This is a genomic window from Lysinibacillus sp. NPDC047702 (assembly GCF_050272555.1).
In the GTDB taxonomy this organism is placed as follows: Bacteria; Bacillota; Bacilli; order Bacillales_A; family Planococcaceae; genus Lysinibacillus.
In genome coordinates, this window is the sequence record NZ_JBNNMG010000077.1 from 1 (window position 1) to 23,256 (window position 23,256).

Annotated in this window: 21 protein-coding genes and 1 riboswitch; of the genes, 18 read left to right on the forward strand and 3 right to left on the reverse strand. The window is 34.6% G+C overall.

Features of this window, described 5'->3' with window-relative positions; all coding sequences use genetic code 11:
* Positions 1-98: 98 nt before the first annotated feature.
* Together ACQKIM_RS24280 and ACQKIM_RS24285 are read right to left on the reverse strand one after the other, a co-directional pair.
* Entirely contained in the window at positions 99-290 is a 192-nt protein-coding gene (locus tag ACQKIM_RS24280; protein ID WP_427548896.1) for a hypothetical protein, read from the reverse strand.
* A complete protein-coding gene (locus ACQKIM_RS24285; protein WP_427548898.1) occupies positions 251-727 on the reverse strand; it encodes a hypothetical protein in 477 nt (158 codons plus the stop codon). The genes ACQKIM_RS24280 and ACQKIM_RS24285 overlap by 40 nt, the downstream gene beginning before the upstream one ends.
* Positions 728-1,233: 506 nt before the next feature.
* On the opposite strand from ACQKIM_RS24285, the gene ACQKIM_RS24290 reads away from it, so the two are divergent.
* The 17 genes from ACQKIM_RS24290 to ACQKIM_RS24370 all read left to right on the forward strand — a co-directional run bounded on the left by ACQKIM_RS24290 (position 1,234) and on the right by ACQKIM_RS24370 (position 22,057).
* On the forward strand, positions 1,234-1,794 hold the full coding sequence (locus ACQKIM_RS24290; RefSeq protein WP_427548900.1) for a thioredoxin family protein: 561 nt from the start codon (positions 1,234-1,236) through the stop codon (positions 1,792-1,794).
* Positions 1,795-1,890: 96 nt separating this feature from the next.
* Complete coding sequence (locus tag ACQKIM_RS24295; protein WP_427548902.1) at positions 1,891-2,814, forward strand: diacylglycerol kinase; 924 nt, start codon at positions 1,891-1,893, stop codon at positions 2,812-2,814.
* A 623-nt stretch (positions 2,815-3,437) separates the two neighbouring features.
* Positions 3,438-4,784 carry a cytochrome ubiquinol oxidase subunit I gene (locus tag ACQKIM_RS24300; RefSeq protein WP_427548904.1) on the forward strand — a complete coding sequence of 449 codons (1,347 nt, stop codon included), beginning with the start codon at positions 3,438-3,440 and terminating at the stop codon, positions 4,782-4,784.
* Positions 4,781-5,806 carry a cytochrome d ubiquinol oxidase subunit II gene (locus tag ACQKIM_RS24305; RefSeq protein ID WP_427548906.1) on the forward strand — a complete coding sequence of 342 codons (1,026 nt, stop codon included), beginning with the start codon at positions 4,781-4,783 and terminating at the stop codon, positions 5,804-5,806. Before ACQKIM_RS24300 ends, ACQKIM_RS24305 begins: the two co-directional genes overlap by 4 nt.
* A 12-nt stretch (positions 5,807-5,818) precedes the next feature.
* The gene (gene cydS / locus ACQKIM_RS24310) at positions 5,819-5,941 is read left to right on the forward strand and encodes a cytochrome bd oxidase small subunit CydS (RefSeq protein ID WP_427548908.1); all 123 of its coding nucleotides are present in this window, start codon (positions 5,819-5,821) and stop codon (positions 5,939-5,941) included.
* Between the two features lie 334 nt (positions 5,942-6,275).
* Positions 6,276-7,640 carry a 23S rRNA (uracil(1939)-C(5))-methyltransferase RlmD gene (gene rlmD, locus ACQKIM_RS24315; RefSeq protein WP_427548910.1) on the forward strand — a complete coding sequence of 455 codons (1,365 nt, stop codon included), beginning with the start codon at positions 6,276-6,278 and terminating at the stop codon, positions 7,638-7,640.
* Positions 7,641-8,288: 648 nt separating this feature from the next.
* Positions 8,289-9,143: a malate synthase gene (locus ACQKIM_RS24320; RefSeq protein ID WP_427548912.1), complete on the forward strand. Its 855-nt coding sequence runs from the start codon at positions 8,289-8,291 to the stop codon at positions 9,141-9,143.
* Between the two features lie 693 nt (positions 9,144-9,836).
* The gene (locus ACQKIM_RS24325; protein WP_427548913.1) at positions 9,837-11,789 is read left to right on the forward strand and encodes an LTA synthase family protein; all 1,953 of its coding nucleotides are present in this window, start codon (positions 9,837-9,839) and stop codon (positions 11,787-11,789) included.
* A gap of 342 nt (positions 11,790-12,131) precedes the next feature.
* Positions 12,132-13,115 (forward strand): tRNA dihydrouridine synthase, encoded by a 984-nt coding sequence (locus tag ACQKIM_RS24330; RefSeq protein WP_427548914.1) that lies wholly within the window; start codon positions 12,132-12,134, stop codon positions 13,113-13,115.
* Positions 13,116-13,286: 171 nt separating this feature from the next.
* Positions 13,287-13,373: riboswitch (cyclic di-GMP riboswitch) on the forward strand.
* Between the two features lie 190 nt (positions 13,374-13,563).
* Positions 13,564-13,938, forward strand: coding sequence for a hypothetical protein (locus tag ACQKIM_RS24335; RefSeq protein ID WP_427548916.1), 375 nt, complete (start codon positions 13,564-13,566; stop codon positions 13,936-13,938).
* A gap of 32 nt (positions 13,939-13,970) precedes the next feature.
* Positions 13,971-14,684 carry a hypothetical protein gene (locus ACQKIM_RS24340; protein ID WP_427548918.1) on the forward strand — a complete coding sequence of 238 codons (714 nt, stop codon included), beginning with the start codon at positions 13,971-13,973 and terminating at the stop codon, positions 14,682-14,684.
* A gap of 42 nt (positions 14,685-14,726) precedes the next feature.
* Positions 14,727-15,824: a methyl-accepting chemotaxis protein gene (locus ACQKIM_RS24345; protein ID WP_427548919.1), complete on the forward strand. Its 1,098-nt coding sequence runs from the start codon at positions 14,727-14,729 to the stop codon at positions 15,822-15,824.
* Between the two features lie 251 nt (positions 15,825-16,075).
* On the forward strand, positions 16,076-17,431 hold the full coding sequence (locus ACQKIM_RS24350; RefSeq protein ID WP_427548921.1) for a trypsin-like peptidase domain-containing protein: 1,356 nt from the start codon (positions 16,076-16,078) through the stop codon (positions 17,429-17,431).
* Positions 17,432-17,502: 71 nt separating this feature from the next.
* Positions 17,503-18,207 (forward strand): response regulator transcription factor, encoded by a 705-nt coding sequence (locus tag ACQKIM_RS24355; protein ID WP_427548923.1) that lies wholly within the window; start codon positions 17,503-17,505, stop codon positions 18,205-18,207.
* Positions 18,204-19,262, forward strand: a complete 1,059-nt coding sequence (locus ACQKIM_RS24360) for a sensor histidine kinase (RefSeq protein ID WP_427548924.1) — start codon at positions 18,204-18,206, stop codon at positions 19,260-19,262. The genes ACQKIM_RS24355 and ACQKIM_RS24360 overlap by 4 nt, the downstream gene beginning before the upstream one ends.
* Positions 19,263-19,350: 88 nt before the next feature.
* Positions 19,351-20,115 (forward strand): ABC transporter ATP-binding protein, encoded by a 765-nt coding sequence (locus ACQKIM_RS24365; protein WP_427548925.1) that lies wholly within the window; start codon positions 19,351-19,353, stop codon positions 20,113-20,115.
* Entirely contained in the window at positions 20,105-22,057 is a 1,953-nt protein-coding gene (locus ACQKIM_RS24370; RefSeq protein WP_427548926.1) for an FtsX-like permease family protein, read from the forward strand. The genes ACQKIM_RS24365 and ACQKIM_RS24370 overlap by 11 nt, the downstream gene beginning before the upstream one ends.
* Positions 22,058-22,234: 177 nt before the next feature.
* Here the strand turns inward: ACQKIM_RS24370 and ACQKIM_RS24375 are convergent, their stop codons facing one another.
* A complete protein-coding gene (locus ACQKIM_RS24375; protein WP_285399819.1) occupies positions 22,235-22,432 on the reverse strand; it encodes an alpha/beta-type small acid-soluble spore protein in 198 nt (65 codons plus the stop codon).
* A 191-nt stretch (positions 22,433-22,623) separates the two neighbouring features.
* On the opposite strand from ACQKIM_RS24375, the gene ACQKIM_RS24380 reads away from it, so the two are divergent.
* Positions 22,624-23,118 carry a DUF1456 family protein gene (locus tag ACQKIM_RS24380; protein WP_427548928.1) on the forward strand — a complete coding sequence of 165 codons (495 nt, stop codon included), beginning with the start codon at positions 22,624-22,626 and terminating at the stop codon, positions 23,116-23,118.
* Positions 23,119-23,256: the final 138 nt, after the last annotated feature.

Sequence of the window (23,256 nt, forward strand, 5' to 3'; positions counted from 1 at the left end):
TTTTTATGAAAAAAATTTAAAACCGGTGAAATTTTACTGATCGTAAAATTTCACCGGCTTTTTAGTTTAGAGAAGGGTTTTGTCCCAGCCTCTTCCTTTTATAGTTTGGTTTCCATTAAATTTCCATCCTGATAAAGCGAATAGCGATGTGTAGGCGTATTAAATGATTGCCCTTCGCCTTTTAATTGCTGAGCTTTCGTTAAATTTTCTTTAATCGTTGCAAGTCGTTGCCGTTCTGTATAAACAGGATCTAAGTTATAGGAAAGGAATACAGCTGCATCTTTCGGCAATTGAATATGTCCCGTTTCGTCCACCTCATAGGTAGTATTCCCAATTGTAATTTTTTCTCCCTCCTATACCCAATATCAAGTAAATTATTTGTCATAAAGGCATTAAGGCCATCCACCATCTGACGTCCGGCAAAAATTTTCCCGTCTTCACGTAAATAATGCTCCACAGACGCACCACTACTTTTCACCGTAAACCAACCTGATTCAATGCCAACACTTTTGCATATCTCTAATGCTTCTTCACTAGAATACCAATACCTTGCACCAATTAAACCAGATTTACTTGTGAGACTTGAAAAGAATTCGGCAATTTTATCTACATTTTTATAATCTTTTGAAGAATAGATAGATGAAGCCTCTACACCAAAATGCTCTCCCATATCCGTTATGGCGGGACCTAGAATAGAGCCAGAATGATGATAGTAGCATTTCATCACTGCAGTTACACCATTATAATTAAACCGATAGTTAGCGCCATCAGTAAATTCAAGAACATTATTTTTTCCTGTATCTCTTGAATTTTTTGACCTTGTAAAGTAGTGATCGATTGTGGTGCTTGTTGGTTAGTGACTTGCTGTTGTCGGCTAGCGAGAGAAATTTCGCCTGTATCTAATTAAAGTTTTCATTGAGCCTTTAGATAATTGATTATATTGACTTAATTGCTTCATAGTTGACATATTTGCTTTCGAAGCATCTTTATTCATTACGCCTCGGAATAACGAGAAATTATTTAGTTTCAATTAAATACACCTCATCTTTTAATATCGAAAAGATGTATTAATTTAACTTTTATGCAAGTTGTTTTGTAATAAAATAGCTTATCTATAGATAATAGGTTATAAATAAAGAAGTTCATTATTTTTATAAAGCTTTACAGTTGTCTAAAAAGAGTATTCATAGCAAAATATAGAATAGAAAATAAAAAATTAGGGGGATACCTACAATGAAAACAGAGCAACAATATTTTGATGAAGCAATTTCAATTCAGCAATACATGGATAATATGACAACGCTAAAAGAGGAGAGCTTTCGTATTTATGATGGCTTCGAAGTGCCAACAAATGATGATTTTGTCGAGCTGCTAAAAAACAAGCAGCCTAAAATTTTAACGATTACAGAGGATTGGTGTGGGGATGCTATGCTAAACAATCCGATTATTCGCCGAGTTGCAGAAGCAGCAGGTCTAGATATGCGTGCTGTACTACGTGATGAGGATACAGATTTAATTGATCGCTATTTAACAAATGGCGGTCGTGCTATTCCAATCTATCTTTTATTAGATAATGCTGGACAGGTTATTGGCAAATGGGGACCTCGTGCACCACAATTACAGGAACTAGTAGTGAGCAAACGAGCAGGGCTGCCTGATAAAGAAGATCCTGCATTTGAAGATGCACAAAAGGCATTATATGCGGAAATTCGTGAGGAAAATATAACGAATCAATCCTATTGGACATTTGTTTATGAGGATTTTAAAAATCAAGTGACAGCTGCGTGGGAATAGTCGTTAATGGAGTACGCTGTGTCTAAAAAATAGTGCAACATTTCAGCGAATAATTCGTTGAATGAAGTAGAATCTTATGAAGCAGGAAGGTATGTTATGAAACGTGCAAGAATCATTTATAATCCTACATCTGGACGAGAGGTATTTAAAAAGCATCTACCAGAAGTATTGGAAAAACTAGAGGTAGCAGGCTATGAGACATCTTGTCATGCAACAACTTGTGAAGGCGATGCAACCATTGCGGCAAAAAATGCAGTAGAACGTGGCTTTGATATCATTATTGCAGTTGGTGGAGATGGCACATTAAATGAAGTTGTTTCAGGTGTGAGCTCATTCGAAAAACGACCAAAAGTTGGTTTAATTCCGATGGGCACAACAAATGACTTTGCCCGTGCCGTGCACATTCCCCGAAATATTGAAGATGCTGTAGATATTATTATAAAGGGCGATACGTTGCCAGTGGATGTAGGTTTATTAAATGGGGAACGCTATTTCATCAATATTTCTGCGGGTGGTCGCATTACCGAGTTAACCTACGAAGTACCGAGCAAAATGAAAACAATGCTCGGACAGCTAGCTTATTACTTAAAAGCAGTAGAAATGATTCCATCCATCAAGGCTTCTCACATGCGTATTGAATATGACGGTGAAGTATTCGATGGAGATGCGATGATGTTTTTATGTGGTTTAACAAATTCAGTGGGCGGCTTTGAAAAGCTTGCCCCAGACGCAAGTATCAATGATGGATATTTTACATTATTAGTATTGAAAAAAGTAAGCCTTCCTGAATTTATTCAGCTGGCAGCAATGGCTTTAAGAGGCGAGCATTTAAATGATGATCGAGTGATTTATAAAAAAGCAAGTGTGGTAAAAGTAACGACAGAAGATGAAATACATTTAAATCTAGATGGCGAATACGGTGGGGATGCGCCTGCCACGTTTGAAAACCTAAAACGCCATATTGAAATTTTTGTACCACTTGCAGATATTCGTGAGGAAGATCGTATTTTAATTGAATAATTAAACCAAGGAGCTTTCTTGTGCTTAATCCAGTGCAAGAGAGCTTTTCATTTGATTTTAAGTATTGAAGGAACAATTTGGATATTTTTTCTCTATAGTGAAAGGAAGAGCTCAAAAAAGGAGATCGTATCTTTTTTGATATGGGAAAAAGTAGCTCAAAAAACGCCGAATCGCTTAATAGTGAGGAGAAGAAGCTCAAAAAGATACCGAACCACTCAATAGTGAAAGGAACTCATTAACGAATAAAAGTCACCTGATTTAAGGTTTAATTTTTTATTTAATTATGGTTCTAAAAAACCACTTATAACTTGGATATTATTCACAATAATGTATTGAAATCCATGGTGAATGTTGATTGTGAATGAATTAAGAAAAATGTTTGGCAAATGTGCGTATATTACTTGAACAAAATTTGAAACCTTTATAATAGGCTGAAATTTCGGTCCATTTTAAAGGTTTTTTTCGTTGTAATAGTGGAAAATGGGGGTATAGCTAAGGGAAAGGAAGTGTTGCCTTTGTATAAGTCACAGGAAAGAAAGCTCATTTGGCTAAGCTTCGGTGTTGCAATTATCATGCTACTTTCCATACTTGGAAGAATATTTGGAAGTTAGGGGGGCAATGAGATGATTAACGAATCAGCAGTCTTTTGGAGTAGAGCATTAACTGAGCTAACATTATCGTTCCATATTATTTATGCAACGATTGGTGTTGGTGTTCCGTTAATGATTATGATTGCTCAATGGACTGGGTATAGAAAGAACGATGAGCATTATATTTTAATGGCTAGACGCTGGGCACGTGGTTTTGTCATTACTGTTGCAGTTGGTGTAGTTACGGGAACAGCAATAGGCTTACAGTTATCTTTATTATGGCCCAACTTTATGCAACTTGCTGGTCAAACAATTGCGTTACCACTCTTTATGGAAACGTTTGCATTTTTCTTTGAAGCCATCTTCTTGGGAATTTATTTATACACATGGGATCGTTTTGATAGTCAGAAAAAGCACATGTTATTGCTAATTCCTGTAGCTGTAGGTGCATCCATGTCTGCTGTGTTTATTACAATTGTCAATGCATTTATGAACGCACCACAGGGCTTTGATATTGTAGATGGGCAGCTAGTAAATATTCAACCCTTTTTAGCAATGTTTAATCCAGCGATGCCAACAAAGGTAGCCCATGTTCTTGTGACAGCCTATATGACATCAGCATTTGTCTTAGCAGCTATTGCAGGATATCGCATGCTTCGAGGTTCTAAGCATGAGTACCATAAAAAATCATTATTATTACTTATGAAGATTGGTCTGATTTTCTCTATTGCAGCAGCAATTATCGGAGATTTCTCAGGAAAGTACTTAGCAGAATACCAGCCAGAAAAATTAGCGGTCGCTGAATGGCATTTTGAAACAGAAGATAAAGCCTCACTTATACTTTTTGGTGTGTTAGATGGTGAGGAAGTGAAATATGCCATAAAGGTTCCGTATGCCCTTAGTATATTGGCTCATAATAACCCAACTGCAGAGGTTATTGGCTTAGATCAATTTGCAGAGGAAGACAGACCACCACTTTATATTCACTATCTTTTTAATATAATGGTGTTTATTGGCATGTTCATGGTGCTTGTTTCACTGCTTTATGTAGTGGGGAAAGCACGTAGCTGGCAGTTTATCCACACACGTTGGTTTAGATGGATTATTGTTGCAGGAGGACCGCTTTCCATTATAGCTATTGAAGCAGGCTGGTGGCTCGCAGAAGTTGGGCGACAACCTTGGATTTTATATGGTTTAATGCGAACACCAGAGGGGGCAACTACGAGTGACCATGTAGATTTAATGATGCTATTATTTACTGGTGTCTATGCCGTATTGGCAGTAGGAAGTATTGTGGTATTGGTTCGTATGTTCAAAAAGAATCCAATTGAACGTGAAATTGAAGATCGCCATTCAGAAAAAGGTGGTGATTTCCTATGACTTTAGAGATTTTAGGTATATCAGTACTATGGATTTTCCTATTCGGCTATGTCATTGTTGCATCGATTGATTTTGGAGCAGGCTTCTTTAACGCCTATAGTCTACTCATTGGGAAAAATCATATTTTAACGAATATTATTAAGCGTTATTTATCGCCTGTTTGGGAAGTAACGAATGTCTTTTTAGTATTTTTCTTTGTCGGGATTGTAGGGTTTTTCCCACAAACAGCCTTTTATTATGGAACGATTTTACTTGTGCCAGTTAGTATTTCACTCGTGCTGCTAGCAATACGAGGCTCCTACTATGCGTTTGAATCATACGGCTCACGAGGTCATATCGGATACACACTGACATATGGTGTGGCAGGCTTACTAATCCCAGCCTCTCTATCCGTCGTATTTGCAATTGCTGGTGGCGGATATGTTGATATTGTAAATGGGCAGCCCGTCTTAAATTATTGGACGCTCTACACAAGTGCATTTGCTTGGAGTATTGTCGTTTTGAGCATAGCTGCTGTACTTTATATTTCAGCTGTATTTTTAACATGGTATGCCCACAAAGCAAAGGATAAGGAAGCCACAAACCTAATGCGAAAATATGCGCTTATCTGGGCCGCACCTTTAATGGTTAGTGCGCTAGGCATTGTGTATGAAATGAAATCCATCAACCCAGAGAGCTATAATCATATGGTTGAATTATGGTGGCTGTTTGCCATTTCAGCAATCCTATTTATTATTACGGTGTTATTAATATGGATGCGAAAAAATTACGGTCTTGCTGTAGGACTATTGATTGCACAATTTGCAGTGGCATTCTTTGCCTACGGTATCGCACAATATCCATATTTACTGTACCCGTATTTAACAATTTACGATAGCTTCACCAGCACACAAATGGCAATCGCTCTTGTGATTGCGTTTATTTTAGGTCTATGTCTGCTTATTCCGTCACTTTATCTATTGATGAAGCTATTCCTATTTAACAAAAATTACGTGACAGGAAAAGAAGACAATCACGCATAGGAGGAAAGAATAATGGAGAAATTTCTTATGTTTTATGCGCCATTTATTGTAGTAATTCTAGGAATTGTCGCAGCATTCTGGTGGGCTCCCAAAGATCATCATATAGCAAAAGAGCAAGAAGAGAGTCGCGAATAGCGGCTCTTTTTTCGGCAGGGCGGGGATGGTCAATCAGGATAGCTGAGGTAAAGGGAAGAACCGCTCAGGTCGGAGAAGAATCTGCTCGGGTAAAGAGGAGACCCGCTCAGGTTGGAGAAAAAATTGCTCAGGTAAATAGGAGAATTGCTCAGGTTGGAGAAATATCCGCTCAAGTAAAGTGGAGTTTCGCTCAGCTGCAGATGTATTCACTTAGGTAAATTACGCCAATCAGATTTACTCTGCTCATCAGATAGTTCCTACAATAATAAGCCTTGTTCTTTTTTCATCCGCCAACACATGCTACAATAAGAAGATTGAAATGGAGGATGTACGAATGTCAGCACCCGTGAAAAAGAATAATCGACTAACAGTTTATATAGAAGATATAACACATGATGGTAATGGTGTCGCAAAGGTCGATGGCTATCCACTATTTATTCAAGGCGCACTTCCTAATGAAACGGCAGAAGTTCATGTGTTGAAAACCTTAAAAAATTACGGCTTTGCCAAAGTTGTAGAAATTATCGAGCCGTCCCCAGACCGCGTGGGAGCACCTTGTGACTATTTCCAGCAATGTGGTGGTTGCCAATTACAGCATTTATCCTATGAGGGGCAGTTAAAATGGAAAGAAAATATGGTAAGGAACGTTATGCAACGCATAGGTAAAATTGATGCACCTGTTCTTCCTGTGAAAGGCATGGAAGAGCCTTGGCATTACCGCAATAAAGCACAAATTCCTTTTTCCATAGATGAAGCAGGACAAGCAATTGCAGGTTTTTATAAAACTAAAACGCATAGCATTGTCGATATGGAGCGTTGTTTAATTCAAACAGGTGAGGCGGATGCTATTCTTGCAGGCTTGAAAAAGGAATTAGCGAAAATAGGTATCCAGCCATACAATGAGCTATCACATGAGGGGATGCTACGTCACATAGTCATTCGTAAAGCTCGTGCAACTGGTGAAGTCATGGTTGTACTCGTAACCAAAAAGAAAAAGTTCCCTCAAAAAGAGGCAGCCGTTGCGACGATACAAAAGCTTGTACCAAATATCACTTCAATAATGCAAAACATCAACAGCGACAAAACAAACGTCATCTTTGGTGATGAAACCATAAATCTATGGGGCAAGGATGTAATTATTGATTCAATTGGTGATGTACGCTTTGAAATTTCAGCTCGTTCATTCTATCAAGTAAACCCTGAACAGACTGAAGTTCTTTACAAACAAGCACTAGACTATGCTGATCTACAGGGTGACGAACGAGTAATTGATGCCTACTGTGGAATCGGTACTATTTCTTTATTCCTTGCTCAAAAAGCAAAGGCAGTTATGGGCGTAGAAATTGTCCCACAAGCTATTGAAGATGCAAAGCGTAACGCAGTACTGAACGGCTTTACAAATACGTATTTTGAGGCAGGCCCAGCAGAAGAAGTGATTCCACGCTGGTATAAGGAAGGCAAAGAAGCCGATGTCCTAGTTGTAGACCCACCGCGTAAAGGCTGTGATGAAGCACTTCTAAAAACCATTTTAGAGCAACGTCCAAAGCGAGTTGTTTATGTATCGTGTAATCCAGCCACACTTGCACGCGACCTAAGTATTTTGGAGGATGGTGGCTATCAAACACAGGAAATTCAACCTGTCGATATGTTCCCACACTCCACACATTGTGAAGCGGTTGCGTGGTTGGAGTTATCATAATATACCTGGTACACACGTAATTCGCATACGATACCGAAAATTTTAAAGCTATACTATATAACTTGAAAAAGTAGACATACTCAATCCAGACCCTGATCTTCTTGCAAATAACTTTTGCGAAATTGGGGTCTTTTTATATGGAACTTAATTGGAAATATCTAATGTTCAGCATATATGATTAGTACATAGATTAATCTATCCGTTTCTTTTCTAGGAAAGGAATTGCTTGTATTGATTTTATATCATGAAGACTTCCTATGCTTATCACCGGTAATCAAGTAGTTATTTATAGGGGCTTTCCAGAAGTTTTGCGACTTTTTGGAGGGCTTTATTTCATAGCTATTTCACGGGAATTCAGAGAATAAATTTTAATTTTACCTCATGATAAAATATATTGTCAATAATAAATTTGTAAATTTATAAAAAAATGTTATAATAGTCTTACAATTGTTTTTTTAAAATCGTATTTCGAATTCCGCTGTCCTTTTTTACAGATAGAATTTGGATACGTTTTTTTATTATCCTTTTTTAAGCCGAAGAAAAAAATTAAAACAGTTATGTGAGCATTAAAGGAAGTTAGTTGAATAAAATTATTAATTTACTATCTAATAGTAACTGAGTTTTTATTTCATAAGGAGGACTAGAATAATGAATCTAATCAATAAGAAAGTTACACACAAGCGTTTTGGCATGGGTAGTATAGTTAAACATAATGAAACTAGTATTGAAATACATTTCGCATCGGAAAATAAAATGTTTGTTTTCCCTGATGTATTTGGAACGCACCTAAAACTACATGATAAAAGTGATGCTAATTCACTTGATAAAATAATACAAAAAAAGGAGATGGAACGAAAGGAGGAAGAACGGAAGAAAGAAGAGGAAAAAAAACTACAACGAAAATACCAGGAACTTCGCTTAGAGCACGAAAAACTTATGAAACATCATAAACTTCATCCAGAATCACAAATGGTTTTTAGGTGTGACACAGAAGAACGAAATAGTTCTTTTTCAGAGTGGAAGGTTTTTTCGGGCGCAATAAAAAGTGGTAATAACAAGGGGAAGCCAAACAAACCCATCCGCTTGCATCAAAATAGTGCTGTCCTGTTAACAGCAATAGATTCCGGCATGCCTGAAAAAGACAGACATATCTTAGGTGTCTATATGGTGAATGAAGATTTTATCGGTAAGCTTTGTGAAGATGGAAATATTCTTGCTCATTCAAAATACAGAATCCAACTTACAGAACAGGAATCGGATCAGCTACTTTTTTGGCAATATTATGTAGATAAAAAATCCCCTGACAAAATGACATGGAATACAGGTAAATACCGTTATTTTGATAATTTATGGATGGCTCAAATTTTACTTGATATAGTTTCGTTGAAAAGTAACACAGAGGAACGAGAGCTGGCACAACAATTTTTTAAACATTTTTGTAAAATGAACCAGATAACAGTTCAAGATTTAGCAAAGCCTAATGGCGCATTAATGCGTATTTAGACGTTAGCCCAAAGATAATAAGAATGACAGGGGACTGACATATTTTCCTATCTATCACTAATGCCGAACAGTACTTGGCTTTGTTTGCTAACAAACGTGTGGAGTTAATATAATAATCATTTATCAAGAACGAATTCTTATTAAAGGAATTCGTTCTTTTTGTATTGAAAAATGAATAAAGATATTTTTGGTTGAATTTATTGAGCGAATGAAGTGGGACTGTAAAAGATGGAAGTAAAGTGATATGAACGAATTATGGGAAGGTTTATGATGATTAAAATTTGTTTATTGAAAGGGATTTTTGCAAAAACAATCGATATATACTAGGAAAACAAAGATATTATCCTCCCATATGTTGACCTGGTATTATGCATAATATATGAAAATTCATCTGAAATAAAGTATTGGAAATTAGACTGAACTGAGGACAGCGCAAGAGCTGACATTCTGCCACTTAAAAAACAACAAATGTTAGTTAAAAAACCAACATTTGCAAGGTTTTTTTATTACAGAATTTATGTGAATTGGCAATAATTATACTAATTGTCTTTTACGATATTAACAGCTTGACAGAAATCTAAATGGGGAGTAAGCTACATAAGCTGCAAAAAAAGTTATTGTGAAGTAACATTTTTTAAAATGCAATACTTATTTTTAGATTTAAATTTAGATAAGTAAAAGGCAGGTGCAAAAATGAGAAATCTAGTAAGTAAAAAAGATGATCTATTACACAACTTTTTAGGAATATATTTATTAGCTGTTTTAATGCTATGGATTAAAACATATATCAGTCAACTATCACAATTTGACCTAGGCGTGGAAGGAGTCATTCAACAATTCCTTTTACTAATAAATCCACTAGGCTCGGCAATGCTATTTCTAGGATTTTCATTTTTATTTAGAGGAAAACGAAAATATACATCACTAGTTATAATTTACACTTTGATGTCTATTGTTTTATATGCCAATATTGTTTATTACCGATTCTTTAGTGATTTCATTACATTGCCTACACTTTCCCAAACGCAGAACTTTGGAGATTTAGGTGGTAGTGTTCTTTCTTTAATAAAGCCTTATGATATTTTGTTCTTTGTGGATGTATTTTTAATGTTTTACCTACGATTCTCAAGAAAAATACAAAAAGATACCAATCGTTTTGGTTATAAAAAAGCAATGACAATCATTGCTTTTGCGTTAGTAGTATCAATCCTTAATTTAGGGCTAGCAGAAACTAGTCGCCCGCAACTATTAACGCGAGGTTTTGATAGAAACTATATTGTGAAATATTTAGGAATGTATAACTATACGATTTATGATTCAGTAGAAACGATGAAAGCATCTTCACAGAGAGCTTTGGCGGATAGTAGTGATATTACAGAAGTGATTAACTATACAAAATCTAACTATGCTAAACCTAATGCAGAATATTTTGGTGCAGCAAAAGGCATGAACGTTATCTATTTACATTTAGAATCATTCCAAAACTTTCTTATCAACTATAAATTAAACGGTGAAGAAGTTACACCATTTTTAAATTCATTAACAAAAGATAAGAATACAATGTATTTTGATAATTTCTTCCATCAAACAGGACAAGGTAAAACGTCCGATGCAGAATTTATGCTAGAAAATTCTTTATTTGGGTTACCACAAGGCTCTGCTTATATTACAAAAGCACAAAATACGTACCAGGCAGCTCCTAGTATTTTAAGAGATTATGGTTATACATCGGCTGTATTCCATGGTAATAACGGAAGCTTCTGGAACCGAAATGTGATTTATAAATCATTTGGTTACGACAAATTCTTTGATGCTAGTTATTATAACACGGGTTCTTCAGATGACATGGCTGAATATGGTTTGTTGGATAAACCTTTCTTTGAACAATCTCAAAGTCTTTTAAGCTCCTTATCACAACCTTTTTATACGAAATTAATTACGGTAGGGAATCACTATCCATATAAAATGGATCAAGGCTTAGTAACAATTGATAAAGCTAATACTGGAGATGTAAGTGTTGATAATTATTTCCAAACAGCTCGTTATGCAGATGAAGCAATCGAACAGGTCTTCAATCAATTAAAACAATTAGGCTTATATGATAATACGATGATTGTTCTTTATGGTGACCATTACGGTATTTCCGATAATCATAATGCAGCGATGGAGCAAGTGATTAGGAAAGAAATTACACCATATGAAAGTACTAATTTACAACGCGTACCATTGTTCATACATGTTCCCGGAATACAAGGTGGAACCAACCATACTTATGGTGGACAAACAGACCTTCTTCCAACGTTATTGCATTTACTGGGGATTGATACGCAAAAATTTGTTCAATTTGGCTCAGACTTATTATCAGAAGAGCATAATGAAATTGTGCCTTTTAGAAATGGCGATTTTGTCAGCCCTACGATTTATTCAATTAATGAAAAATTTTATGATAATAAAACAGGTTTACCACTAGATGACAGTCAATTAGAGTCTGCAAAAACTATCAAAAATGAAGTAGATCGTAAATTAGAATTGTCTGATAAAGTCGTGAATGGTGATTTATTGAGATTCTATACGCCAACAGGTTATACTCCAGTTGATCCTTCTCAGTATAATTACTCTAAAGATGAGAATGTAGAATCGAATTAATGATTGCAATTTGCTGGGCAGTTCAAGAAAAAGTGTTTGATATCAAAGAGTTTATGATCCGAACAGCTTTATGATATCTTACTGTTATCTTGAATTGCCTTTTTAAATGTTATTTTTGTATAAGAATTAAAAAAGTATTCCACACATTGTAAAACCGTAGATGGTTGAAGTTGGCATAATAGAAAAGCAGTTGATATAGTAAATCTATACCATCTGCTTTTTTGCGTTTTTCACAAATTATAAATGTCCAAAAGTACTTGTGTTTGATAATAAGTTATTAAGCATGATATAAGTGTAAATGAACTTTATATTTTTTAACCGAGAGTTTGAAGTTGTATTATAGTGAGAGGATTTGGATTTGAAATGATAGATAATTTTTGGCGTGATTTACCACGTCCATTTTTCGTGCTTGCACCAATGGAAGATGTGACAGATGTTGTTTTTCGTCACGTAGTAAGTGAAGCTGGTCGACCGGATGTATTTTTCACAGAGTTTACAAACTCGGATAGCTATTGTCATCCAGAAGGCATGAAAAGTGTGCGTGGTCGTTTGATTTTTACAGAAGATGAACAGCCGATGGTGGCACATATTTGGGGGGATAATCCCGAATATTTCCGTCAAATGAGTGTTGGTATGGCAGAGCTGGGGTTTAAAGGAATCGATATTAATATGGGCTGCCCTGTACCGAATGTGGCATCAAGAGGGAAAGGTAGTGGCCTTATTCTACGTCCAGATGTTGCGGCAGAACTTATACAAGCAGCTAAAGCGGGAGGATTGCCTGTCAGCGTGAAAACACGACTTGGCTATAACGATGTAAATGAGTGGGGGCAGTGGCTAACACATATTTTAAAACAGGATATTGCAAATCTTTCTATTCATTTACGTACAAGAAAGGAAATGAGCCAAGTAGATGCGCATTGGGAGCTAATTCCAGAAATCAAAAAATTACGTGATCGTATTGCACCAAATACGCTACTAACAATCAATGGAGATATTCCTGATCGTCAAACTGGGCTGCAGCTTGCTGAACAATATGATGTTGATGGCGTTATGATTGGAAGAGGTATTTTTAAAAATCCTTTTGCTTTTGAAAAAGAGCCAAAAGTGCATAGCAGTAAAGAGTACCTTAATCTTTTAAGATTACAGCTTGATCTTCAAGATCAATATGCAGAAGTACTACCACGTTCAATCACAGGGCTGCATCGCTTTTTCAAAATTTATGTAAAAGGATTCCCTGGAGCTGCTGAACTAAGAAATCAACTGATGAATACGAAATCAACAGATGAAGTGCGTGCATTGCTTGATAACTTTGAAAAAGAATGTTGATGGGCAGTGAAATGATATAACTTTCAACAAGTTTGTGAAAAAATGAATTTGAGAAATCCTCTAATTCATCTGATATTATTAGGAGTAAATTACTAAATGTCGACAAAAATTGACAAGTCCTTTATAATGTAATTGTAATATATCAATGTGATGTTAGTATTATTTTTATAAAATTGAAAAAGGCAAACTTATCGAAAGGTAAGGACGCAAAGCTACGAGTCTAAAATCCCCTTGGATAATGATAGTCGGGTTGCCAAGATAATAAGTGTTTTTTGGCTATCCTAATTATGTTCAAGGATAGTTTTTTTTGTGGAAAAAATAAATAGACGATGCCTATCAATCGTAGCTACAGATGTAATTATATTGAAATGTATGTATTTAGTGATATTTATAGAATAATACTAACAGCAGCAAATAAAGTTAGAAAGTTATAAAAAGGAGATTTGAGATGATAGTCGTTGATAAAGAGAAATATAAGATGGCGGTTTATGAGGCAAAAAAGGAGGTACACGTCCAAATAATAGGGTTTATTAAAGCAGCTCTTGTAGAGCAATATTTAAAAGATTTGGAAGAAACAGTTGCTAGAGTACAGAAAACTACATTTACTTTAGTTTTTGATGCAACATACCAATCACCCCTACCTTCAAAGGTTTCCACAGAGCTAGGACAAACACTAATGTTTTATGCATCTCTAGGCTTCAAAGATATATTTATTGTTAATCCAGCATCTAAAATTGCATATGTGCAAGTGCGAAATGCTTTAGAGACAGTTAATTTCCCAGGAACAGTAGTTGACAATGTTTCGCAATTACCAATTCGTTAACTATATTCACATTTTGAAAAGAGGAATTTATGATGCAAACAGTTCAAGAATTATATACATATGAAATACTTACAAAGAACCAATCAGATTTAATTGAACAGGCAGCAGAATGTTTAGCTAAAACATTTATTGGAGTAGATGTTGCTGGCAAATGGGTGCAAGAGCCGATTATTGGCTACGCCTTACAACTTCCTTATGAAGATTTCTATCAATTTACGAAGGAATATATTGAAGCAAATGTTCATCAAGGATACTGTGCTATTGCACTAGATAAAGAGCAAAAAGTCGTAGGTGCACTAGTTGGAGATACAAATGCCCTTGAAATAATGGAAGAAGATATTTTTGAAGGCACGTTTGCTAATATGAATATAGTCATGCATGTATTAGAGGATATTGATGAACGTTTCCTTGAAGATTATAAAAATCGTTATGGAAAAGATATGGAAGATGGAGAGGTATTACATTTATTTTTATTAGGTGTAATTGCTGAGCATAATCGTCATGATATTGTACAAGGCTTAGGCGATATATTAGTAAAAAGAGCAACAAAAGAAGGCTTAAGATTAGTATTAGCAGAAGCAACAAATCCAAAATCACTGCGTTTAATGGAGAAGTATCATGACTTGACAAAATATGTAGACGTAGAAGGAAACTTTATTGTTCATAAATATGAAAGCAATGAACATCTAAGCAGTATTCCATCGACTGTAGCAGATGGAATTTACATCATTGTAAAAGAACTATAAAATTTCATCACTAATACATTAGTAGAATAGGAGATTTTTTTCATGGAAGCCATTATGCTAGGAATTATTGTAGTTTTAATATGTACATCTTTGTATTTTGCTTACCGCTATTTTTCACTTAAACGTCATGCCCATCTAAATAATGAGGAATTAAATGGAATGAACGAATTATCAGCAGGTCAAGTGAGTGAACAATTTTATAAATTTGCAAATAATGTTAATGAAAAAGGTGAAAATCTTTCTGAGCATGGAGAATACGCAACTGAGAAGGCTGATACTGTAAGGGCAGCAATCGATGAGGTCGGTAAAGGGTTAAAAAAGCAGCTAGTTGCTACTGAAGAGAGCTCTACTTCTATCGAAGACATTACAGTGGCTATTGAAGAGCTGTCTATAAGATCAAACCAAATTTCTGAACAATCGAATACGACGTTAGAATTAACGCAAGAAGGAAACGATAAGTTAAAAGATTCGCTGGTGAAAATGGAGCAATTTAATCAAACGATTAATACGACATTTGATGCCATCAATATACTTGGAGAAAAATCATTAGAAATAGGAAACATTGTTAAAGTAATTACTGGAATTTCAGATCAAATAAATTTATTAGCATTAAATGCAGCTATCGAAGCAGCCCGTGCAGGTGAACACGGTAAAGGGTTTGCAGTAGTTGCTGATGAGGTTCGTAAATTAGCTGAGCAATCGCGTCAGTCAGCCGATGAAGTTTCAAATATTGTGAAAAATATTCAAGATGAGACGAACAAGGTTGTAACATCAATGAAGCAAGGAACAGAAGAGTTTGAACAAACAAATATAAAAATTTTAGAAATTGGAAAGATGTTCGAAAAAATTGTAGATACTACAAAAATTATTGCTGAAAATAATGCCAATTCATCTGCAAGTACAGAAGAATTATCTTCAAGCTCTCTACAAATTGTGGCAGCTATGAAGGATATTTCTTTTATTTCTCGAGAGTCAGTTGAAATGTTTGAAGAGTTAGTTGGAATTAGCGATGATGAGTTAAATACAATGGAAAAACTTGTTCAAGAAGCAGAGCATCTTGTATATTTAAAAAATGATGCAGAAAAAATACTTCTTTCATTAAATCATGGTGTTGAAACAGAAAAAGCTAGAGCGGTTTAAGAGGCTAATTAGGTGCCATTCCACAAAAAGAATTACTAACAGAAGTATGACAAAGGCGCTTTACGAAATCCAAAACCTTTAACGATAAAAAAAGTAAATAGTTTTCTCAATAGTTCAATTTAGCAAGAACGGGTCCTCTAGAAGGATTCGTTCTTTTTCATTTAATTGAATAAAGGATTTAGAGGAATATAAGCGAATTGTATATAAGTGCCAAATATATAAATTTACGTGCTTATAGGAGTTGTATAAATATGATTGTGACAACTAGACCTTTAAAAATTAAATATAAAAAGCCAGACAATCCTCTTCAGGAGTTTATGCAAAATACTCAATACTATAATTCTCTTACGAAGGAAGTTGTTTTTCTACGATATATCGGTATACCCGATTCTGTAGATCTTTATAAGGAAGACATTTTAAAAATGGATGAGTATTTTTATACTAAGAAGCAAAGTGTGCTTTATTTACGATTACATAAGCTTGAGGTCATTTCCAATAAAAAAGATATAGATCGACTTGCGGAGCTTTGGGGAGATTGGCAAGCCATTGTTAACCCTTCATTACTTTATGAGACACCTTTAAGCGGTAAACTTAAGAAAGATCATCTTGAATGGACTAAAAAACTTAGCTTTAAAGAAATCATCCAAATGTATAAAGATAATCAGCCAAACGCCAATGATACTTTATTAAAAAATTTTGCGGTAAAATTTTTATACTGGATGGATTATTATTTGTCTCAAATTTTTTTTGAAGATAACCAAACAGTGCAGAAAATTGTTTTTATTGGTGACATTACTCAGCATGAATTATTATTTTTATATTTCTTATCGAAACTTGGTTGTGATATCTGTTATATGAATCCTAAAGAAGACATTCCAAATTTGCCTCAAATCATAGCAGCATCATCTACTTTATATAAGTGTCGTGATTTCTACGAAAAGGAAGTAGTAATACCTAAATCTCTGCCTAAGAAGAGTGCACCACCGCCACAAGCAATGAGTCTTCCAATTCAAGGGAAAATTACAGAAGAGTGTAGCTATGAGCAATTAGCTTCTTTAGCCACTTCTGTTGTAATGATTAAAACGTTTGGAGCGGATCACGAGGTGTTGTGCTTTGGTTCTGGTGTCGTTCTTCATCAAGATGGATATATTTTAACAAACTTGCATGTTGTAAGTGGTGGGGAATATTATTCTGTGCTATATGAAAACGATACGAACGAATATATAACACATCAATTTGTAAAATATCATGATATGCATGATTTAGCCATTCTGAAGGTAGATAGAGCAAGCAAGCCTTTACCTGTTAAAGTTGAAGGTCCATTAGTTCGAGGACAGAAAATAGTTGCTATTGGCAGTCCTCTAGGATTATTTAATTCCGTTTCTGATGGTATTGTTTCTGGGTTTCGGGATATTCGAGGTATGTCTATGATTCAATTTACGGCGGCCATTTCAAACGGGAGTTCAGGTGGTGCTTTATTGGATATGCAGGGGAGATTGGTGGGGTTAATTACAGCAGGCTTTAATGATGGCCAGAATCTTAACTTGGCTGTACCTGCTCATTTAATCTATCAATTTGCCCAAAATTTTATTGAATTGCCGAGTTAACGATTAATCTATTGCTATTTCATAAAATCCTATAATAAATGTAACCCCCATCATAAAAAGGAGAGTCAACTATGTACAAACTTATGCTTATTGAGGACGATAATGAATTAAATGCACTTATTCAAGAAAACTTGGAGCGTTATGGGTATACTGTTGTACAGCCTGAAAGCTTTTTGGAAATAGAGGATGAGTTTACGAGAATTAAGCCTGATTTAGTCTTATTGGATATTAATTTACCTTATTATGATGGCTATTATTTATGTAGGGCTTTTCGTAATCAATCAAATGTTCCAATTCTAATTATTTCTGCTCGTAATCAAGAACTAGATCAGATAATGGCTATTGAACTTGGGGCAGATGATTATATTACAAAACCATTTACGTTTGAGATGCTGCAGTCGAAGGTGAAAGCGACGACTAGAAGAGTTTATGGGGAATATGCAGCAAAAGGACAAAATCTTACGTGTGTTGGTCAGTTATGTATTGACGCCGAGACACTTGTTTTAACTTTTCATGAGAAAAAGATCAACCTTAGTAAAAATGAATATAAATTAATGAAAAAATTAATAGATAATAAGAATTCATTTGTTTCAAGAGAAGAACTGATTGAGGAAGTGTGGGACTCGATTACATTTGTAGAGGATAATACATTAACTGTAAATGTTACGAGAATAAAGCATATACTATCTGAATTAGGATTTGATGATGTGATCAAAAGCAAAAGAGGGGTAGGGTATATGTTTCACGATTCTAATTCTACGAGGGATTCGCAATGATAAAGCATGTTTTAATAAAATTTTTAAAAGATAGGTTCTTACTAATCATTTTTTATTTAATAAATATGATCTGCGTTATTACTTTTTTTCATCTAAATGAGCCCGCAAATGATGAAATTATTTATCCACTATCAATAGGATTATTTTTATTGTCTTTGTATTTAGTAATTGATTGGCTTAACTACTATCAAACGAATAAAGCCATTAAGCTTATGTTGAGGGGACAATTTGTCGAGCTACACCCACATACAGAGGAACAAAAGGCGTTTTATCAATTGCTAAAGAAAAATATAAGTGAGCATACACAAAAATATAATACAATGAAGGAACAAAAAAATGAAAGTCTATATTTTTTATCCCATTGGATGCACTTTTTAAAAACGCCTGTTTCTGTAATAGAACTGATTATTAGTAAAGAAAAAACAGAGGAGGTCACTGTCCTTTTTGAAAAAATTCAGCGAGAAAACAAACGCATACATACTTCAATAGAGCAAGCATTAACGATGGTGAGAATGGAAAGCTTTGAAAACGATTTGGATATAAATGCAGTTAATTTACTTATTACATTAAGAAAAGTCATTAATGAGCGAAAAAGGGAATGTATTTATCATTCTATATTTCCGATTATTGAATTTGAAGGAGTAGAAGCTTTTGTTATCACTGATGTAAAATGGAACAAAATTTTGCTAGACCAAATTATTTCCAATGCTATTAAATATTCAAGCTTAAAAAGCGGAAAGAAAAAGCTAATTTTCAAAATTGAACGCATTGGAGAATACATCACATTATCTGTTATTGATGAGGGGATAGGTATGCCTTCTTATGATATCGATCGGGTATTTGAAGCATTTTTTACAGGAGAAAATGGAAGAAAAACGCCTAATTCTACTGGTATCGGACTATATATTAGTAAAAAAATAGCAGACAAGCTTGGACAAACGATTACCTTACAATCTGAAGTCTTGATAGGTACAACTGTAATGATTCGATGGCAAGCAGCAGCAAATAATCTATCTCAGGTGCAGAATGTAGAGCCAAATCTTACAAGTATGTAAGGTTCTTTTAGTTAATCGAATTTTTGTATTTCCGCATATAACTTAGAATGGTATTTAATATCGATAAACAATTTCCATGGAGGGAACAATGGTTATTTTAGATGCGAGAAATATAGTTAAAATATACGGAGAGTCAGGAGAAGAAGGTTCCACGGCAGCATTGGAAGGAATAAGTTTATCAATAAAAAAAGGTGAATTTGTTGCCATTATGGGACCATCCGGAAGCGGAAAAACAACATTACTTAACATATTAAGTGGAATTGATAAACCAACCTCTGGTGAAGTTGTCATCGAAGGCAAAGCTATGAGTGAAATGGGCGATGATGAATTAGCTTTGTTTCGCCGACAACAATTAGGATTTGTCTTCCAAGAGTTTAATCTTTTAGATAGCTTAACTGTAAAAGAAAATATTATGTTACCAATGATTCTAGAAAAGAAAGGCTCAACAGAAATGGAGGAGAAGGTACAAAGCCTTTCTAAGCTTTTTGGGATTGATTCAATCTTGAATAAATACCCCTATAATGTATCAGGTGGACAGGGGCAACGTACAGCTGTTAGTAGAGCCCTAGTTAACGAGCCTAGTATTATATTTGCCGATGAACCAACAGGAAATTTGGATTCGAAATCATCCGAAGTAATTATGGAATGTTTTGAAAAGATTGTTCAAGAGCTAGACGCAACTATTCTTCTTGTGACCCATGATGTCTTTGCGGCTAGCTATTGTCAGAAAGTAGTCTTTATAAAAGACGGTGTTATTCATTCTTATATTGTGAAAAAGGGCAATAAGAAAGAATTTCTCAATCAAATAATGGATAATCTAGCCGTCTTAGGGGGAAGAGCCCATGACATTTAAGCAAGTTGTATGGAAAATGGCAAGGGTACATTATAAAAAATATCTTTTTTATTTAGTCTGTAATAGCTTTGTCGTTATGTTTTTCTTTATGTTTTCTACTGTCTATTTTAATGAGCAAATCGAAAGAGTTAAAAAGCTGGAATCTCTGGACTATATGTTGAATGTACCAGGAATTGCTCTAATCGTTTTTACGATGTTTTTCATTACCTATGCACATGGTATTTTTATCAAAAGAAGAAAAAACGAGTTTGGGCTATTTATAACGTTAGGGATGACTAATCGCGATATTAGCAAATTATTATTGCTAGAGAATACCCTTATTGCTTTTCTTTCTATAGTAATCGGGTTTATGTCAGGGGGCATATTTTCGCGGCTATTCTTTTTACTTCTCATGAATTGTGTGGGCTTAGAGGGAATTTCTTTTCAGTTAAATAGCAAGATGTTTTACTATCCCATTATCATTTTCATCATTATCTATTTTTTTGCCATTGGTAAATCACTTTATTTAATATTAAAACGTAATCTTATACAAAGCTTAAAAAGTAATAAGGTTACAGAATCAATTAAATTAAAGAGTATTAAGCTTGGGGTGTTTGGACTCGTATTGATTATTGGATCAGTTCTAGGGCTTTTTATTACATATAAGGGTCCCCTTGCTGGTGAATTTTTATCTATTTGGTTCATAATAACGACTGTAGGTTTATATCTTTGTCTTTCTCAGTTTATGAGTTTTTTTATAGAACTAGCGAAACATAATGAATTTTATTATCAACGATTATTGTTATTAACGAGTATAGACTATAAATTTAAGCAGCTCACCTCTATATTAATGCTAGTGACAATGATGATTATGATAACTATTTTGTACATTACTTTCATAGTATTCACCTATATGTTAAATGAAAAGGAAATGTTGAATCAAAATCCTTTTGATGTAGCATTTATTCAACCAGAAACGAAAGATGATTTGTCTATGGAAGAACTCAATTCAATTCTAGATAGTAAAGAAAATCCGGTTCAACAGCATATAACGATTCCATTATATTCTTATTATGAAAAAACGTACAATGGTTGGTATAACCTTTATAACATAATGGCAGTGGATCATTTTAATGCATTAACTTTTAGAGAGGTAAAATTACAAGGGCGAGAATATCTTCACTACTTGAATGTAGAGCCAGAATATGCAGGAGATGTAGAGGAAGACATTCAAGAGTGGACAATCCCAAATAGGGAAGGCAACATCACTTATTCACTAATAGAATCTTTTATTGAAAGTAATATCAATTCTTTTTTGGGTGTATCAGATTTTATCATTGTTAGTAATTCCGAATTCGAGTTTCTTAAAGCGAACGTAAATGGTTTTGCATCAAACCTTCATTTGATTAATGTTGTCAATTGGAAAGAGACAACAAAAGCTGTTGAGGACTTAGAGAAAATGTATAACAATGGAAATGTCCCACCAATTGTAGATGTTAGCGGAAAGAATATTTCAAAAGAGAGCTCATTCCAAATTGCCTCTAAAATAGGAAGTCATTATCGTAACATCCATTCTAATGGGATGTCATTCTTTGTATCGACTTTTTTGAGTATCCTATTTTTTTTTGGTTCCTTTATTTTATTATATTTAAATCTTTTTTCGGAAATTGACAATGAAAAAGCGAAGTATCAAAAACTTTATAATATAGGGATTACTACAAACGAAATAAAACGTATGATATCCAAGGAAATCAAAATCATATTCTTTATTCCAACATTTGCTGGGGCAGGCTTAGCCCTTCTTTATGTAATTTCTATGGCAAATGATGTAGGTGGCGTCTGGAAGAATCCGGAGATACTATTATATTTCTTTATTGTTGCAGGAATTTACCTCATCATACAAATAGGATTTTATCTATATGCAAGGAGGCAGATGTTTTTCCATCTAACTCAGGAGAGGTAAGACAAATAAAATTATCTTATCAGACGTGTTTATTGGAGTCGATATTTTTAAAGAACTATATTGTCGTGCGATGCTAAGTAAAGGTTCAAGCTAAACTTTACAGCCTACCGAAATAAAATAATACAAATACGAAAGAACGAATTCCAATCAAAAGGAATTCGTTCTTTTTTATTGTTATTATAATAAACCTTTTGAACGTTTTTCAGCCATTTCCACGAGACGTTTTGTTATTTCGCCTCCAACTGAGCCGTTTGCGCGAGAAGAGGCTTCAGGGCCTAACTGTACATTAAATTCTTGTGCGATTTCATACTTTAATTGATCAACAGCTTCTTGTACACCAGGTACCTGAAGTTTATTGGAACTACGATTAGCCATTTTGCTCACCTCCTTGTGATTAGAATGGTCGAGAGTGAGCGATTCATACATTTAACTTAGGAAAATGCATATTCTAATTACTATAGTAAAGTAACTTTGTGGAAAGATAGCTAAAAATGTGAATGTCTCTGCTATAATAAAGTGAAACTTAATTAAAATTAGTTTTTTTCTAAGTAAATGGAGGTTATTAAATGACGAATAATGATATTTTAATTCGTTTAAGATATGCATTAGATATCAAAAATACAGATATGGTTAAAATTTTTAAGCTAGGTGGCATGGATTTTACAAAAGATGAAGTTTTGAACATGCTTATTAAAGTTAATGATGAGGAAGAAGCACCAGAAGAATACATCAAATGTAATAATAAAATGCTTGAGGCTTTCTTAAATGGGCTCATCACATTTAAGCGAGGACCACAGCCATCTAAGCCTGGACAAGCTGAGGGAGCACAACCGATTTCAGGAAAAGAAAGTCCTAATAATATGCTATTAAAGAAAGTAAAAATTGCTTTAGCATTAACAAGTGAGGATATGTTGGATATTTTATATGATGGCGGTGTTAATGTTTCGAAGGGTGAATTGGGTGCCATATTAAGAAATCCAAGTCATCGCAACTATAAGGAATGTGGCGATCGATTTGTGAGAAATTTTTTAAAAGGGCTAACATATAAATATAGGGAATAATTGGATATAGTAAAACAGCAGCTACAGTATTTGTAGCTGCTGTTTTCATAGTGTTGAAAAACTAAATGGTCAAGGGACTCTTTGTGAACACTACTAAGTCAAATGAAGGTGATTTCCGTTCCAGGCTACTCGCTTTGC

Coding starts and splice junctions, on each gene's coding strand:
- ACQKIM_RS24355 (WP_427548923.1), top strand. CDS start 17,503: ATGTACAAACTTATGCTTATTGAGGACGATAATGAATTAAATGCACTT.
- ACQKIM_RS24350 (WP_427548921.1), top strand. CDS start 16,076: ATGATTGTGACAACTAGACCTTTAAAAATTAAATATAAAAAGCCAGAC.
- ACQKIM_RS24305 (WP_427548906.1), top strand. CDS start 4,781: ATGACTTTAGAGATTTTAGGTATATCAGTACTATGGATTTTCCTATTC.
- ACQKIM_RS24370 (WP_427548926.1), top strand. CDS start 20,105: ATGACATTTAAGCAAGTTGTATGGAAAATGGCAAGGGTACATTATAAA.
- ACQKIM_RS24335 (WP_427548916.1), top strand. CDS start 13,564: ATGATAGTCGTTGATAAAGAGAAATATAAGATGGCGGTTTATGAGGCA.
- ACQKIM_RS24300 (WP_427548904.1), top strand. CDS start 3,438: ATGATTAACGAATCAGCAGTCTTTTGGAGTAGAGCATTAACTGAGCTA.
- ACQKIM_RS24295 (WP_427548902.1), top strand. CDS start 1,891: ATGAAACGTGCAAGAATCATTTATAATCCTACATCTGGACGAGAGGTA.
- ACQKIM_RS24380 (WP_427548928.1), top strand. CDS start 22,624: ATGACGAATAATGATATTTTAATTCGTTTAAGATATGCATTAGATATC.
- ACQKIM_RS24340 (WP_427548918.1), top strand. CDS start 13,971: ATGCAAACAGTTCAAGAATTATATACATATGAAATACTTACAAAGAAC.
- ACQKIM_RS24290 (WP_427548900.1), top strand. CDS start 1,234: ATGAAAACAGAGCAACAATATTTTGATGAAGCAATTTCAATTCAGCAA.
- ACQKIM_RS24360 (WP_427548924.1), top strand. CDS start 18,204: ATGATAAAGCATGTTTTAATAAAATTTTTAAAAGATAGGTTCTTACTA.
- ACQKIM_RS24325 (WP_427548913.1), top strand. CDS start 9,837: ATGAGAAATCTAGTAAGTAAAAAAGATGATCTATTACACAACTTTTTA.
- ACQKIM_RS24375 (WP_285399819.1), bottom strand. CDS start 22,432: ATGGCTAATCGTAGTTCCAATAAACTTCAGGTACCTGGTGTACAAGAA.
- cydS (WP_427548908.1), top strand. CDS start 5,819: ATGGAGAAATTTCTTATGTTTTATGCGCCATTTATTGTAGTAATTCTA.
- rlmD (WP_427548910.1), top strand. CDS start 6,276: ATGTCAGCACCCGTGAAAAAGAATAATCGACTAACAGTTTATATAGAA.
- ACQKIM_RS24345 (WP_427548919.1), top strand. CDS start 14,727: ATGGAAGCCATTATGCTAGGAATTATTGTAGTTTTAATATGTACATCT.
- ACQKIM_RS24320 (WP_427548912.1), top strand. CDS start 8,289: ATGAATCTAATCAATAAGAAAGTTACACACAAGCGTTTTGGCATGGGT.
- ACQKIM_RS24365 (WP_427548925.1), top strand. CDS start 19,351: ATGGTTATTTTAGATGCGAGAAATATAGTTAAAATATACGGAGAGTCA.